This is a genomic window from Oscillatoria sp. FACHB-1407 (assembly GCF_014697545.1).
Classification (GTDB): Bacteria; Cyanobacteriota; Cyanobacteriia; order Elainellales; family Elainellaceae; genus FACHB-1407.
Window position 1 is genome coordinate 1 of the sequence record NZ_JACJSA010000028.1, and the last position, 15,354, is coordinate 15,354.

The following is a 15,354-nucleotide window of genomic DNA, read 5'->3' on the forward strand; positions in this document are numbered from 1 at the left end:
TGGACCCACTCTCATCCATCCCGAACTGAGGTGTGAAACGCTGTTGCGGCAAAGATAGTTGGAGGGTAGCCTCCCGCAAAAATAGCTCAGTGCCAGGGTAAATATGGAACCTCCTCTCTAATCAGAGAGGAGGTTTTTGTTTGCAAATTTGTTTATAAGCTAGTGTCTTTGGTTTTGCAGTGATTCAAGAATATGTTTGATTTTTCTTTTTTGAGGGAACTTTAGAGAAGTAGAGCGTCACAGTTATTTCTGCTCGACAAGTACACCTAAACAGAGTACATCTATGGCTAGTGCAGGTTTGAACAAATGGATCGTCAGTGGCAATTTAGCAGCTGATGCTGAGATTAAAACAGTTGATTTGCGGGATGGGGAAAAGGCGCAAGTTGCCAAAGCAACTCTGTATGTTCGCAAACCTCGGAATCGAAAAGAGTCGTTCACAGTATCTTTAAGTATTTGGGAAAGTTCCGCTGCGTGGCGGAAGCTGCCCTACTTGAAGAAAGGGTCCTTGATCATTTGTACAGGCAGTGTAGAGCCTAGTCCTTATATTTCCAGTAACGGCAATGCCCCGAAAGCTGGTTTACAGATGTCTGTACTAGACGTAGATTTGGATACCATTCGTAATGGTGATGAGGAGGATTCTAATCAAAGTAATTCTGAGTTTGAGATGTCGCAGGAATCAGTTCCCGCTTAAGAATTATTTACTGGTTCCGAGGTGGTCACTCAATCTAGAAATTTTGCAACGGACTTAGGGATCTTTACTGAAAGGGGGCACTTGGCTTAATCAAGTACCCCTTTGTGTAATGTTGAGGTTTTGAAAGCCTCTTTCAAAACCTATTAGGGTTGTGAGGGATTATGGGTTGGCAAAGGTATTAATCTCCCCACCGCCGCGAGAATAAGGTGCAGTAAACGGTGCAGGTTCGGGATCAGGGGCTTCGTATTGGGGTTGTGCTTGTCTAGGGTTTGTACTGGACGGAAGATTGTAAGGATTAACGAGGTTACCTTGATTAATTCCATAGGATGGAGTTTGCATTGTCGATCGCCCTGATCCAGTTTGAGGTAACGCAGGTGGTACTAGTTGAGGAGCAGACGGTAACCCAGGTAAGGTTTGAGTTTGACCTGTGTTGTTATAGGCGTTACTAGGTGCACTTGAGGGCGTGGTGCGTAATACAGGTGGGAGGGTGTAACCAGTAGTGCCTATGGGAGGCGAAGTTTGTAATGAGGTTGAAGGGAGTAATCTACTGGGAACCGGTTGTCCAGGTTGTAATCGTCCGTCCAAGGCAGACTGATTGCTGGCAGTTTGAGACAACGGATTGTTTTGCCGTGTGGACTGGGCATTCGTCGTGTTTAGCGATCGCTCTAAGGGGCTGCTGTTAGCCCCATTGTTGGCACGAGAATTATATTGCTGTATGGCTGAACGTAACGGACTTTGAGCTGACTGTGTTGAGTTACCTAATAAGTCAAAGCCTGGAGCAAAACCTGAATTTAAGCTGCTATTTGCGACAGGAGAGCTGTTATTGCTGCGACCAATACCCGGTAGGTTGAGGTCAAACAATTGAGTATTTTGAGGAGTAGCCGCAAAAGGGTTGCGCCGATTAGCTGTAGATGGTGTTTCAGCAGTCGTTGAAGGTCTTAGTGTGCTCGTAACCGTTGGGGTTTGTTGCTCATCAGGATTGGGAGCAGCTTGAGATGGATCTACATCCGTAGCATTAGGTTGTTCTGTTGGCGAGGGGGTGTTGAGTGCTAAATCGTTAATTAAAACAGGCAGACTATCAATATCAACTCCAATTGCGCTGTCTTCTTGAGATGGAAATGCTCCATATTGCTCAGAATCTGGCAAATTGTCTAAGCTTGCAACCCCAGATGTAGAGGTGTAGTTTTCATCAGACATGAACCACTCTGGATGCTTCCAGTATTCTGAAAACAGGATAACTGCCAACAGCATTGCTGCTGCTGATCCCCAAACCATTGGTCGCTTCAAAATCCGTAGTCTTCCCCGGAGATACCGGAGTGAATTAGGCAGTTTGTGTGACAGTGGCATTGTTAGAGGTAGTTGTTTTAGGGTTGATGGTAGTTAGCAGTATATTGGTTCAATCCTAATAGTTATTTTAAGCAATGTCCTTTGTTCTTTAAGAATCCGTAAAACGGAAAAAGTTTCCGTTTCAGACAGAAGCGGTATTTTATTGCCCCTCATATGCTGCTTGGTGAGGTGAATTAGGTTTGTGGCTGAACTACCAATCGATGCAATTTTAGAGTTATTTTGCTGATCGGATTAGTAGAGCGATACCAGCGGCTAGACCAAATAGGTTAGGTAACCAAGCTCCCAAAAACGGGGATATATTGCCAGTTTGAGCGATCGCCCCACTGACGACAACTGACAGATAGTAGGTGAAGATGATGAGGACACTGATTGCGAAGCTTGTGGCTCTGCCTGTGCGTTGTAATCTCATTCCCAAGGCTGCCCCTACCAAACCATAGGCAATACAAACAAAGGGAAGGGCATACTTCTGTTGAATGCGAACTCGCAATTCCCGAATTTTAGGTTCATTTCCTCCGCTCTCGATCAGGTTTAGATACTCCAAGGACTGAGCAATATTCATCTCATCGTAGTCGCGTTGACGAGAAGCCAAATCAAGGGGTTCTCTGGGTAGTTTCAATTGTTGCTGCTGAAACTTGACGATATTGCGGAACGAACCGTCAGCAGATACGACATAAATGGTGCCGTCAAAGAAATCCCAAGTGTTCTGTTCTCCATTCCATAGGGCTGAACGAGCACTGACGATTTGATTTAGCCCTTCCTGAGAAAAATCGAGGATCGTTAATCCCTGCATTTGTTCGCCATCAAACTCTCTGGCGTAGAACAAGCGTGATAGAACTTGCTCATCTTCGCCATCGGGTTGTTCTACAGTTTGAAACTCTTGATAGAGAATATTTTGTTCCTGAAACGAAGGATTTTCCTCATTGAGAGCTTCTTGAAGCGTAACGGTTGCTTCGTAGTTAGCGGCGGGAACGAGCAGTTCATGGAAAGCAAAGGTTAAGCCAGTCACAAAGATACAGAGTACCAGTGCTGGAGCCACCATGCGATAAGTACTAACCCCACAGCCACGCATTGCAACAAGTTCGCTATCGCTAGAGAACCGACCATAGGTCATCAAGGTTGCCAGCAGGATGGACATGGGAAATGAGTAGACGATGAACTGAGGCATTTTGAGCAGCAATACCTTGAAGGCGATCGCCAAGGGTAGTCCTGACTCTGTGACCCGTCGAATGAGCTCGAACAAGCTGTCTACTGATACACCCAGCGACGTGAACATGCCTACGCCAAACAGAAATGGCAAGATTAACTCCGCCACGATATAGCGATCCATGACAGACAGTTGAGGCAGCCAGTACCAAAGATTGAATTGGGGGCTAGGAGATTTTGAAAAACCGATGGTCATAAAGACTGTGAGGGTGCAGGAGACGATCAGGGTTGAAAGCTGTCGCCTAAGTAGTATTGCCGGACTAAAGGGTTGCCATACAATTCTTCAGCACTACCGGATGCCAGGATTTGTCCATCTCGCATGATGTAAGCCCGATCGGTAATGGCTAGCGTTTCACGAACGTTGTGATCGGTGATGAGAATACCCATGTAGCGATCGCGCAGTTTAGCGATGATGCTTTGAATCTCGGCTACAGCGATAGGGTCAACTCCGGCAAAGGGTTCGTCTAGGAGTAAAAACTTAGGTCCTTCACGTCCTGCGGCTAAGGCTCTAGCCAATTCAGTGCGACGGCGTTCGCCACCGGAGACTTTGACTCCTGAAGTAGATGCAATGCGTTCTAGACGAAACTCTTTGAGAAGATGATGCAGGCGATCGCGGTGTTCATGGCGGGGAATATCAGTCTGTTGCATCACCAACAGAATATTATCTCGTACACTCAGATTTCTAAAAATGCTAGGTTCTTGAGCCAGGTAGCCAATCCCTAAACGGGCGCGTTTTGAGATAGGCAACGCTGTAATATCCAAATCATTGAGCCAAACCCGTCCATAATCTGGTTTTTCTAAGCCAGTTGCAATGTAAAAAGTTGTAGTTTTGCCTGCTCCGTTTGGTCCTAACAGCCCAACGACCTCGCCTCTAGCGACAGAGAGGTTAACGCGGTTCACAACAACGCGCCGACCATAGGACTTATGGATATTCTCCAGAACAATCTTCAAAGGCTTACTCTCGGTGATCCCAGCGTGATAAAAGATGGTTTAGATTTTATCAGAGGGAGTCGCATCTCGTTAGACCTGAATAGCTTAGAAAAAATAGAAGAGAGCAGAGAGTCAGGAATGATTTGGGCAATCATCACCCAACATCGATCTCTAAGCACCCTCTTCTGGCTCTAGCTTATGGTGATGCGATCGGGTACTCAACCCAGCATCCAGAGAGACTGGGCTCGAAACCTGACTTCCCCGGTAACGGCTAAGGTGATGTGGGTGGACTGATGGGAGTCTTAAATTCTGGTTTAGGGTTAAAGTCTGAACTGGGTTGGGGAGAGGCTTCAGGAGCTTCGGAGGGGATTGTTGTCGTCACCGCTGCTGTAGGGCTTGGAGCGATCGGTGGATTTGGATCAGGCACAATGTAAATTGCCTCAACCTGTTGTTCACCATCAGGCACAGCTACAAACCGCCCTTCATCAATCAAATAAGTGACGGTTTCCCCGCGTAAACTGTTGCCATTCTGTAGAACATAGACATTGCCACTTAAGACAATGCGACGTTCACGGCTGTAGTATTGCGCTTGTACCGAGGTCGCCTGAATCTGTCGAGCAGGGTAGTTGATCTGTACATTGCCACGCGCCGTGATGACTCCAGTGACCGCGTTTGCTTCTTGAATATCAGAGCGTAGCGTCAAGGCTTGGTTAGCACTGGTTGGGGCTTGGGCGATCGCCGTATGAGTGGGCATTGGAGAGGAGATTGCTCCTGCTACGACAGCGGTTGCAACCAGCATCTGTTTTAGGGATAAGTAGGATTTGATAGGCTTGGGCGATCGTACGTTAAGTCCCATAAGCTCCACTGTTTTAAGAATTAAGTATTGGTTTATGACTATCGATGGTGATGAGTGTCCCCCTACTTTATCCCAAGCTTAAGTTGAGGAACACCAAATAGAGGGATACGTGAGGGTTGTATACATAAATATCCTCTAAGATCATCACGCTAGATAGTATCAAAAGTTCCAGGAAATCAGCATAGATTTTAGGTTCTGCTGTTTCAAGCTGGGCACCTATTAGATGTTGAGCCGTTGGTAAATGACATCCAGATGTTTGAGATGGTGTTGTGGGTTAAAACACTCCTCGATCTCTGTGGGAGAGAGATGGGCTGTGACTCGTGGATCTTGAGTAATCAGCGTGTGGAAATCTCCAGTGGGGGTGTTCCACGCCGTGTGAGCGCAGGATTGGACAACTGCATAGGCATCTTCCCGGCTCATGCCTTTGTCAACGAGGGCTAAGAGCACCCGTTGACTAAACACTACTCCTCCATAGCGATTCATGTTGCGTTCCATGTTTTCCGGGTAGACGAGCAGGTTTTTCACCAAGTCGGTCGTCTCCGCAAGCATATAATGGGTCAGGATGCAGGCATCGGGGAACATGACCCGTTCAACGGAGCTATGAGAAATATCGCGTTCGTGCCACAGGGCGATATTTTCTAAAGCGGCGATCGCATGTCCTCGAATGATACGTGCCAGACCTGTCAACCGTTCTGAGCGGATGGGGTTGCGCTTGTGGGGCATGGCAGAGGAACCCTTCTGCCCCTTCGCAAAGAACTCCTCGACTTCTAAAACATCAGTGCGTTGCAGGTTGCGGATTTCAACGGCAAACCGTTCGATCGACGCAGCAAGGAGAGCCAGTGCCTGGATGTATTCCGCATGGCGATCGCGGGAGATGACCTGAGTCGAAGCGGTATCGGGTTCTAGTCCCAGATTTTGACAGGCGATTGCTTCAATGCGGGGATCAATGTTGGCGTAGGTGCCAACGGCTCCAGAGATTTTTCCAACCGCAATGGTGTTGTGTAACCGACAGAGGCGATCGCGATGGCGCAAAACCTCGGCTAACCAACCTGCCAGCTTAAAGCCAAAGGTGATCGGTTCGGCATGAATTCCGTGCGATCGCCCGATCATTACCGTGTCGCGGTGTTGCTGTGCTTGATAGCGAATTGCCTGAGTCAGTGCCTCTAGCTGTTCCAGGATGACGTCTAGACTGGCAATCAGTTGCAGTGCCAATGCGGTATCGAGCACATCGGAGCTAGTTAATCCCAAGTGAATGTAACGTCCCGCATCGCCAACGTACTCATTAACGTTTGTTAGGAACGCGATCATGTCATGGCGAACCTCTTTTTCAATCTCCAGCACCCGCTGGGGATCAAAGTTCGCTTTGGCTTTAATTTCTTCGACTGCCTCGTGAGGAATGTAGCCCAATTCTGCCTGCGCCTCACAAACGGCAATCTCGACCTGCAACCAGGTTTTTAACTTATAGGTTTCTGTCCACAATTCGCCCATTTCGGGCAAGGTATACCGCTCAATCAAGGCTCGTGCCGCAAAATACAACCGTTAATTGTACAACTTAGAGCACGGGTCAGTCTGTAGAAACGGGGCAATCGTTAGTGGTCAATTGTTAATGGTCAGTGGTCAATCGTTAGTGGTCAATCGTTAATGGTCAGTGGTCAATCGTTAGTGGTCAATCGTTAGTGGTCAATCGTTAATGGTCAATCGTTAATGGTCAATAGTCAGTGTCGATAGTCAATCGTTAATGATGCATGGGCAATTGAGAGGTTTAGATCCCCGGTTTCTCGCGGAGGCTTCTCAAAGCGATCTGATTCACCTCCTGGAAACTGGGGAATTTGGGAAAAGTCCCACATAGGGCAGTGGGCTTAACAGTCCTCATCAGTGCTCATGGTCAAGATCTGAGGTCAATCAACGCTTAACCATGAACGATCAACTATTGACTATTGACTATCAACTATTGACCATTGACTATCAACCATTGACGATTGACTATCAACCATTCCCTACTGCCTCAACTCATGTAGTCCTGGATAGCTTTGACATCCAGGGGTTGAGATTGGAGGGCACGAATGGCAGCGGCGGTTGCTTTTGCTCCGGCGATCGTGGTGATCGTGGGAATTTTGTAGGCAAGAGCGGTACGTCGGAGGATGCGATCGTCGATTTGAGCCGCCTCCCCGATTGGAGTGTTAAGAATCAGTTGGACTTTTTGGTTTTTGATGGAGTCCATGATGTTGGGGCGACCCTCGTGCAGTTTGAGCACTAGATCAACCTCTAAATCATTACTTCGCAACACTTGCCGGGTGCCTTCGGTGGCGACGACATCCAGACCTAGTTCAATCAGATCTCGAACTACGGGGACGGACGCATCTTTGTTGCGATCGTTCATGGACACAAACACAGTGCCTTTGAGGGGTAGCCTTTGAGAGGCTGCTAGTTCTGCTTTGGCAAAGGCTTTGCCAAAATCGGTATCGATCCCCATTACTTCACCTGTGGAGCGCATTTCGGGTCCCAAAATGGTGTCGGTTCCCGCAAATTTCTCAAAAGGCAGAACGGCTTCTTTAACGGCAATGTGTTTGGGAATGATTTCCTGAGTGTAGTTCAATGATTGCAGTGTTTCACCTGCCATGACCCGCACTGCCATTTTTGCCAGGGGAACGCCGATCGCCTTGGAGACAAAGGGCACAGTCCGGGAGGCACGGGGGTTTGCTTCCAGGATGTAGACTTGATCGCCCTGGACGGCAAACTGAATGTTCATCAGCCCCACAACCTTGAGGGCTTGCGCCAGTTGAATTGTCCAGTTGCGAATGATGTCGAGCACTTCAGTTGCAAGGGTAATCGCTGGAATGGAGCAAGCGGAGTCCCCAGAGTGAATGCCAGCCTGTTCGATGTGCTCCATAATGCCGCCGATCACAACCTGTCCCGTCTGGTCAGCGATCGCATCCACATCGACTTCGATCGCGTTCTCCAGGAACTTGTCGATCAGGATGGGATGGTCGGGTTCGACCTGCACGGCATAGGTCATGTACCGTTCCAAATCAGCATCTGAGTAAACGATCTCCATGGCGCGTCCACCCAACACATAGCTGGGGCGAACGACAACGGGGTAATTGATGTTTTGGGCAATCTTGAGTGCCTCTTCAAAGCTGCGGGCGATGCCATTGGGAGGTTGGCGGATGTCGAGTTCCCGCAGGATCTTTTCAAACCGCTCCCGATCTTCAGCAATGTCGATGGAGTCGGGTGACGTGCCCCAAATTTGAGGAATGGAGCTAGCACCCTGGCTCTTAAGCTGTTCCAGATAACTCTGTAGAGGAACGGCTAACTTGAGAGGCGTTTGTCCTCCAAACTGGATGATGATGCCTTCGGGGTGCTCTGCCTCCAGGATGTTGAGGACATCCTCTTTGGTGAGGGGCTCAAAGTAGAGGCGATCGCTTGTGTCGTAGTCAGTTGAAACCGTCTCCGGATTGGAGTTGACCATGATCGTCTCAAAGCCGCGATCGCGCAGAGCATAGGAGGCGTGACAACAGCAGTAGTCAAACTCAATGCCCTGACCGATCCGGTTGGGACCACTGCCCAGGATCATGATCTTGCGCTTTTCAGAGGGCAAGACTTCTGATTCCGTTGCGACGGAGGGTTGAGCACTAGAGCTAGCGTCAGAACTGGTCTCAAAACACTCAAAGCTGCTCTCGTAGGTGGAGTAGTAGTAGGGAGTGAACGCCTCAAACTCCGCTGCACAGGTATCGACGGTTTTGTACACCGGGATGACCGCATGTTGCTGACGATAGGCGCGTACCTCATCCTCAGTGGTTTTGGTTGCATAGGCGATTTGGCGATCGCTAAAGCCCTGTTGCTTAATCGCAAACAACTGTTCGCGGGTGAGCTTGGTCAACTGCGATCGCTTCAAAAACTTCTCAGTCTCGACCAACTCAGCCAGCTTGTCCAGAAACCACAGGTCGATGCTGGTCAGTTCATACACCTCTTCAACGCTCATCCCCATCTGTAAGGCATGGCGGACGGTAAAGATCCGTTCCGGATTGGGTGTGCGTAAGCCTGCCCGAATCTGCTCCAAGCTGGGCAACTTTTCGGAGCGATCGCATCCCCATCCGGCGCGTCCTGTTTCGAGCGATCGCAAAGCCTTCTGGAACGACTCCTGGAACGTCCGCCCGATTGCCATTGCCTCCCCAACCGACTTCATCTGAGTCGTCAGGACGGGACTGGAGCCAGGGAATTTTTCAAAGGCGAAACGAGGAATCTTAGTAACTACGTAGTCAATGGTCGGTTCAAAACTGGCGGGCGTCTTCTTGGTGATGTCGTTGGGAATTTCATCCAGCGTATAGCCGACCGCTAACTTAGCTGCCATTTTGGCGATCGGGAAGCCTGTCGCCTTGGAAGCCAACGCTGAACTACGAGATACCCGTGGGTTCATCTCAATGACAATCACCTGACCCGTCAATGGATTGACAGCAAATTGAATGTTGGAGCCACCTGTCTCAACCCCAATCTCGCGAATGATTTTGATGGAGGCATCCCGTAGCCGCTGATATTCCTTGTCGGTCAGCGTTTGGGCAGGGGCAACCGTGATCGAATCTCCGGTGTGAATGCCCATTGGGTCGAGGTTTTCAATGGAACAGATGATGACGACGTTATCGGCGAGATCGCGCATCACCTCTAATTCGTACTCTTTCCAACCCAGGAGCGACTGCTCGATCAGAATTTGAGAAACTGGGCTGGCATCCAGACCTGACTGAGCAATCTCTTCAAATTCCTCCTGGTTGTAGGCAATACCGCCACCAGTGCCGCCTAAGGTAAAAGCAGGACGGATGATCAGGGGGTAAGTGCCGATATCCTGGGCGATCGCCTTTGCCTCCGCCATATTTTCGGCTAACCCAGAGGGGCACACATCAACACCAATGCGCTGCATCGCCTCTTTAAATAGCTTGCGGTCTTCTGCCATCTCAATTGCAGGCAGCTTTGCGCCGATCAACTCTACGCCATACCGTTCCAATACCCCAGTTTTAGCCAGCGTCACGGCTAAGTTGAGGGCAGTCTGTCCGCCCATCGTTGGCAACAAAGCATCCGGTCGCTCTTTGGCGATGACCTTCTCTACAAGCTCTGGGGTGAGTGGCTCAATGTAGGTGCGATCGGCAATTTCAGGGTCGGTCATGATGGTGGCGGGGTTGGAGTTGACCAACACCACTTCATAACCCTCATCCCGTAATGCTTTACAGGCTTGAGTTCCTGAATAGTCGAATTCGCAGGCTTGCCCAATCACGATTGGTCCAGAACCAATCAGCAGAATTTTTTCAATATCGGTGCGGCGAGGCATAAAGCAGTGCCCAAGTCAAAATGCATAAATCCCAATCATTTTAGAGGCTTTCCTGGAAAATTAATGTGTGTTATTGCACCCAAGTTTTAAGGTTTTGTGTTAACGATTTGATAATGCAATTAACAAACTGACCAGAATCAGCCCAGTGAGGAACAGCCAACCTGCGTTGCGCTGTGCCCATAATCTAAAAGAATCGCGGGGTTTGGCAGGAGGAGATCCTAAAATCGGTTGCGAACGATCGTGATAGAGTGTGCATTCCTTAGCAAAGGGACGTTGCGGAAAATTGCACGTATCATCCTCGTGATAAGTACAGGTTGAACACAGCGACTCCTTCCCTGTGGCTCGATATAACGTGATGCCGGGATGTCCATGAGCTTTTAACGTAGTGCGACAGTAGGGACAGGCGATCGCTTGAGTGTCAACGGGCTGATGACAACGAGGACATTCCAGCATCAGGGATGATTGATAGTTTTCTCCTTGATCCTAGCCGATCGCCTCCACAAAACTTGAAGAATTATTAACCGCAATCTCAACGTCAGCCTGGACTAAATCTCTGACGAATCACATTGACAGACTTTGCCTGATCTCACGCCGAGTTTGCTGTTGCAACCGCTAAAGTCCTTGCTTCAAACTTGGGTTAACGACTGCCCCTGATTAACGTCAGTTCGGTTGAAGAGCCCGGCGAATGAATTCGCGGCTACTAGAGCGAAGTCCGCCGACGCGGACTCCGGAAAAGGCAGGATTTGACGAACCAACACAGGTCGGTTTTGTTCCGATAGCGGCGGTTTTAACCGCCGCTATCCTGATCCCGAATTCCCGTTAACTAGAAAGTTATGGCTGAAGAAACGTCTGCACTTGGTATCGTTTTGACTCTAGCAATTGGTACGTGTCCCCCATTTCCTGTGAGAATATTTCCTCTGTTTTTTGCAAATCCTCTGGGGGGATCGATTGCCACTTCTCAAAACTTGCCCAATGTATGACGACGACGACTTCAGTTGGATCGTCAGAGTTAAGCCAAACTTCTTTCCTCAAGAAACCTGAAGTTTTTGCCAGAACAGGTGTCCAAATATCCGAATCTAACCGAACAAACTGCTCTCGTAATTCAGAAGCGACTGTAAACCTTAAAAACTCAACAACCACGCCAAAACCCTCAATTCCATGCCTGAATCAATTTAAATTTCATTGCTTTTTGACCTCTTTTATTCCTTATTCTGAACGCTAGTTGCCCTGCAAGATTTGCCACAATAGAACGGTAGACAAAACGCAATCAGCTTTGTCGTGCGATAGATCCCCATCCCATCGTAATTTTTAGTGAAAGTATAGGACCCTAACATGGATAGTAATAATCTACTCAAACAACTACTGATGATTGGTGTTGGCACTACATCATTAGTCGCTGATAAGCTGCGTCAAGTCAGTGATGAATGGGTGAAGGACGGCAAGTTGGATGCCGAGCAAGCCAACAGCTTTGTGAATGATCTGATGCAGCAGATGAAGTCTGAACAGAGCAACTTGGAGACTCAAATGCAGCGTCAACTCCGCAACGTCCTGCAAGATTTGGGTGTGCCCCGGCAAAATGAGATGGACGAATTACGGGGACGACTCGATCGATTGGAGCGTCAAGTCCGCGATCTAGAAAATAAGCTCTGGCGTTAAAACCATCAATAGAAACGGTTAACTGGAAATTGTTAACAAGCTGCGTCGCGATCGCACCCAAATACTCACTTGGTATTAGACTGAAATCGATCCATATCAACGCCGAGGCTTTAGGATCAGAGCGGTTGTCCTAAAACCAATCGTTACCGAGCTAAACCCGGTTTTATTTCAGGAGGTCAGATTTTGCGGGAAATCTTAATTAGCGTTGGAGTCATGCTAGTTTGTGTAGTGCTGGTGGTGATTGCTCAGGTGCTACCCCAACCAGAGGCGATCGCAGCGAACAAACAAACCCCCGTTGCTACGCTTTCAACTCCTGCCGCCGAACAAATTGCTCAAGGACCTGAATCCTCTACTTCAACCCCAACTGTGATTAACTCTGAAAATTCTGAAAATATTGTCACAACTGAGTCAGGCTTACAATACATCGATCTGGTCGAAGGTACGGGTGCTACGCCTCAACGCGGTCAGACTGTCATTGTGCACTACACCGGGACTCTGGAAGATGGCACCAAATTCGATAGTTCTCGCGATCGCAACGCGCCTTTCTCCTTTCCGTTGGGGACAGGACGGGTGATTCGTGGTTGGGATGAAGGCATCAGCACTATGAAGGTGGGAGGTCGTCGCCAGTTGATCATCCCTCCCGATTTGGGTTACGGCGCACGCGGTGCAGGTGGAGTCATTCCTCCAAACGCTACTCTAATCTTTGATGTTGAGTTGCTTAGAATCAACGGATAACCCCGGTTGAATAATCTACATTGAGATTGTGTTTAGAGATTAGGTGTGCCCTATCTCTATTTCAGTTTTCACAACACAACATAGCATTGAGCGGATAGAACTCGTTTTTAACAGTGATGTTAGAAACGAGTTTTTTGATGCCAGGTCAGGTTTACGCCTGCGGCTAAGGTTTCAACGCCCAAAACTCCTATCCTGATTTGCTTTCAACCTTTAACCTGGCAGCCTTTAAAGGGGCGATCGCTTTGCTGCTCAGGAGGGAACTATCTCCATACCGTCCCGTCTTCTTGGAGAGCTAATGGAAAATAAGGCAAACGCAAACAACGTCAGGGTTTAGTGTCTTTGCGAAATTTCCTAGTTGGATGATTTTAGCTGTTTGAACAAAAACCGTCTTCAGGTATATTGTCCAAGTCTTTAAAGAAAGCTTAAATTTGGTTAATCAAATCTTCTTGCTCAGCAAGTGTATTTCATGGCTCCAGGCATTTCTTCAAATCAGGGCAAAATCCTCCCGTTCAGCCCGAACTAGGTATAGCATCCATGAATGACTCCACTCCAACCTTTATTTTTACTACCATTCCCCCTGAACGTGTCGGGCTACGTGGCGAGTATGATTACAACGGGCTGGCAAAAAGGGTCCGTCTAGCACTTGAACACCAGTTTGCCCCAGAGCAAATCGAAAATTTGCAGATAGGTCAAAGGGGTGCCGTTGTGCTTCTTAAAGGAGAAGTTCACAATCGACACTTGTTAAACGAACTAGTGACCGTTGCAATCAAAATCGATGGTGCTGTTGGCGTTGAAGTCAATGGCGTTAGTATTTACGAAGCACCTCAGTCTTACACCTGGCAACAGGACAGTGACCTGGAAATGTTCTCCTCTTACGCCTACTGACTTCACCCTCAGTCTTTAATCAAAACGGCACCTGCTTAACGGTAGTTAACGAATTGCAGAGCTACTGGAAAATCTTCCTGCTTCAATCGCTGAATGATGGCTTGCAAGTCATCTTTTGACTTAGCGGAGACTCGTACAGCATCACCCTGAATCGATGCTTGTACCTTCTTGAACTCATCTCGAATCATCTTGGAGATTTGTTTGGCTAGATCGGCAGCAATCCCTTTGCGGAGTTTAATTTCTTGACGCACTCGATTGCCGCTAGCAGATTCAATCTTGCCATAGTCAAAAATCTTCAGTGAGAGATTCCGTTTAGCGGCTTTTGTGTTTAATACGGTGTGAACTGCATCCAGAGTAAACTCACTGTCGGTGTTGATGACGATCGCCTCATCCCCTAACTCCACAGTTGTTTTGGTATCCTTCAGGTCATAGCGGCTTTTGATCTCACGCACCGTTTGGTCGATGGCGTTGACCAGTTCTTGGCGGTCAAAGTCGCTGACGATATCAAATGAGAAAGTCTCAGCCATGAGTAGTGTCAAGAATAAACGGGATAGTGGTACGGGTGTAATAATTTTTGTGGGTTGGGGATTATTTCCAAACGCCACAAAAATATGACTTGTATAAACGTGATTCTATGAGTATAAAAATCTTCGCTCAAAAGAGTTTGAGCGATTTAAGAATTGATATGGATCAGGCTCAGTGCGATTAGGGTCGCTGTGCTCACAGAGCCGATGCCAAACATCAGCGATCGCCCCAATGGAATGTTGAGGATATAGAAGACTGAGAACAAGAATCGAGCAATCAGATGGGCGATCGCGGCTCCCGTAATCAAGGTTCCTCCAGTTTGCGTGACATACGCCATCAAAGCAGCAGGAGCAAACAGGGTAAATGCCTCAAAGGAATTTTGGTGTGCCCACGTTGCCCGTTGAGCATAAGGAGGCAACTTATCAAACAACGCACGGGGAGCAGCCATGTCATAACCCACTTGAACCCGTCCGATGACTACCAGGAGAAAGGGTAGGTAGATCAAAACTGCGGCGATGGCGATCGCATACAACAACGTAACCGATGACGGTAATTGCTCTAAAAAAGCCATACCGAGAGGATCAAGGGTTAATCAAAATAGAACAACGTAACTAGCTTGCGCTGCTCCTCTGCATCCTTACAGGTTTTGAGCAGGGTATGGCTGTCATGAAACGCAAAACAGACCAACTGCTGACAGCGAGAGACAATTTCTTGATTACAGACGGCACTTGCTTCTGCTAACGAGAGATGATCATTCGCAGGGTTCTCAACCAGATGCATTACCTGTTCCAACTGCTCACGCGATTCCCTCGGTTGCCGTTCCAGGCTCTGAGGCAAAATGACAGTCAATAGATTAGGATCAGCCCGCATTGCCCCACGAATGGCAGCAGAATTTGTACCCGTTGCGCCAGATGTCAAGAGTCGATTACCAGCTAGAACCAGAGCATAACTCATTAACTCAATCAAATGCTGATGAGTAATGGGTACGTGACGCGACCCCAACACCGCAATTCGCTTCGACCCAGTCTGTTGGATCGTCGCTAATTCCTGCAAAAAATCATCTACCTTAGGTAGATCTATGGATTGACTCAAAGACACGACCAGCCTAAACAACCCAGATATTGTAGCAGGTGTAAAGGAACAGATCGCAGACTGAATTGAGAAATTTCGGGAGAACAAGCGTTGTTAAACGCTTTACATGACGTCACC

General features: G+C 48.2%; 16 protein-coding genes. 5 read left to right on the forward strand and 11 right to left on the reverse strand.

The annotated features are described in order from the left end of the window. Window positions 1-283 precede the first annotated feature (283 nt). Window positions 284-691, forward strand: a complete 408-nt coding sequence (locus tag H6G89_RS30160) for a single-stranded DNA-binding protein (RefSeq protein WP_190513728.1) — start codon at window positions 284-286, stop codon at window positions 689-691. Between the two features lie 159 nt (window positions 692-850). On the opposite strand, the gene H6G89_RS30165 is transcribed toward H6G89_RS30160, so the two are convergent. From H6G89_RS30165 to H6G89_RS30195, 7 genes are all read right to left on the reverse strand, one after another. Continuing rightward, window positions 851-1,966 carry a hypothetical protein gene (locus tag H6G89_RS30165; RefSeq protein WP_190513729.1) on the reverse strand — a complete coding sequence of 372 codons (1,116 nt, stop codon included), beginning with the start codon at window positions 1,964-1,966 and terminating at the stop codon, window positions 851-853. A 286-nt stretch (window positions 1,967-2,252) separates the two neighbouring features. Beyond that, window positions 2,253-3,437, reverse strand: a complete 1,185-nt coding sequence (locus tag H6G89_RS30170; RefSeq protein WP_206758115.1) for an LptF/LptG family permease — start codon at window positions 3,435-3,437, stop codon at window positions 2,253-2,255. Window positions 3,438-3,463: 26 nt separating this feature from the next. Further along, window positions 3,464-4,192 (reverse strand): LPS export ABC transporter ATP-binding protein, encoded by a 729-nt coding sequence (gene lptB / locus H6G89_RS30175; protein ID WP_190513730.1) that lies wholly within the window; start codon window positions 4,190-4,192, stop codon window positions 3,464-3,466. Window positions 4,193-4,442: 250 nt separating this feature from the next. After that, entirely contained in the window at window positions 4,443-5,027 is a 585-nt protein-coding gene (locus tag H6G89_RS30180; RefSeq protein ID WP_242060190.1) for an LptA/OstA family protein, read from the reverse strand. 219 nt (window positions 5,028-5,246) lie between these two features. Then, window positions 5,247-6,542 carry an adenylosuccinate lyase gene (purB, locus tag H6G89_RS30185; protein WP_190513789.1) on the reverse strand — a complete coding sequence of 432 codons (1,296 nt, stop codon included), beginning with the start codon at window positions 6,540-6,542 and terminating at the stop codon, window positions 5,247-5,249. Between the two features lie 490 nt (window positions 6,543-7,032). Next, window positions 7,033-10,344 carry a carbamoyl-phosphate synthase large subunit gene (gene carB / locus H6G89_RS30190; protein ID WP_190513731.1) on the reverse strand — a complete coding sequence of 1,104 codons (3,312 nt, stop codon included), beginning with the start codon at window positions 10,342-10,344 and terminating at the stop codon, window positions 7,033-7,035. Window positions 10,345-10,443: 99 nt separating this feature from the next. Next, entirely contained in the window at window positions 10,444-10,797 is a 354-nt protein-coding gene (locus tag H6G89_RS30195; RefSeq protein ID WP_190513732.1) for a zinc ribbon domain-containing protein, read from the reverse strand. Window positions 10,798-11,029: 232 nt separating this feature from the next. On the opposite strand from H6G89_RS30195, the gene H6G89_RS30200 reads away from it, so the two are divergent. After that, window positions 11,030-11,167 (forward strand): hypothetical protein, encoded by a 138-nt coding sequence (locus H6G89_RS30200; protein ID WP_190513733.1) that lies wholly within the window; start codon window positions 11,030-11,032, stop codon window positions 11,165-11,167. Window positions 11,168-11,175: 8 nt separating this feature from the next. On the opposite strand, the gene H6G89_RS30205 is transcribed toward H6G89_RS30200, so the two are convergent. Further along, complete coding sequence (locus H6G89_RS30205; RefSeq protein WP_190513734.1) at window positions 11,176-11,484, reverse strand: TIGR03792 family protein; 309 nt, start codon at window positions 11,482-11,484, stop codon at window positions 11,176-11,178. Window positions 11,485-11,676: 192 nt separating this feature from the next. Here H6G89_RS30205 and H6G89_RS30210 point away from each other — a divergent pair, with 192 nt between their 5' ends. The 3 genes from H6G89_RS30210 to H6G89_RS30220 all read left to right on the forward strand — a co-directional run bounded on the left by H6G89_RS30210 (window position 11,677) and on the right by H6G89_RS30220 (window position 13,620). Further along, a complete protein-coding gene (locus H6G89_RS30210; RefSeq protein WP_190513735.1) occupies window positions 11,677-12,000 on the forward strand; it encodes a phasin family protein in 324 nt (107 codons plus the stop codon). Between the two features lie 183 nt (window positions 12,001-12,183). Continuing rightward, the gene (locus tag H6G89_RS30215; protein WP_190513736.1) at window positions 12,184-12,735 is read left to right on the forward strand and encodes an FKBP-type peptidyl-prolyl cis-trans isomerase; all 552 of its coding nucleotides are present in this window, start codon (window positions 12,184-12,186) and stop codon (window positions 12,733-12,735) included. 534 nt (window positions 12,736-13,269) lie between these two features. Then, entirely contained in the window at window positions 13,270-13,620 is a 351-nt protein-coding gene (locus H6G89_RS30220) for a hypothetical protein (protein WP_190513737.1), read from the forward strand. 35 nt (window positions 13,621-13,655) lie between these two features. Here the strand turns inward: H6G89_RS30220 and H6G89_RS30225 are convergent, their stop codons facing one another. The 3 genes from H6G89_RS30225 to H6G89_RS30235 all read right to left on the reverse strand — a co-directional run bounded on the left by H6G89_RS30225 (window position 13,656) and on the right by H6G89_RS30235 (window position 15,237). Beyond that, window positions 13,656-14,147: a YajQ family cyclic di-GMP-binding protein gene (locus H6G89_RS30225; RefSeq protein WP_190513738.1), complete on the reverse strand. Its 492-nt coding sequence runs from the start codon at window positions 14,145-14,147 to the stop codon at window positions 13,656-13,658. 146 nt (window positions 14,148-14,293) lie between these two features. Further along, the gene (locus H6G89_RS30230; protein WP_190513739.1) at window positions 14,294-14,716 is read right to left on the reverse strand and encodes an MAPEG family protein; all 423 of its coding nucleotides are present in this window, start codon (window positions 14,714-14,716) and stop codon (window positions 14,294-14,296) included. A gap of 17 nt (window positions 14,717-14,733) precedes the next feature. Continuing rightward, complete coding sequence (locus H6G89_RS30235) at window positions 14,734-15,237, reverse strand: DNA recombination-mediator protein A (protein WP_190513740.1); 504 nt, start codon at window positions 15,235-15,237, stop codon at window positions 14,734-14,736. Window positions 15,238-15,354: the final 117 nt, after the last annotated feature.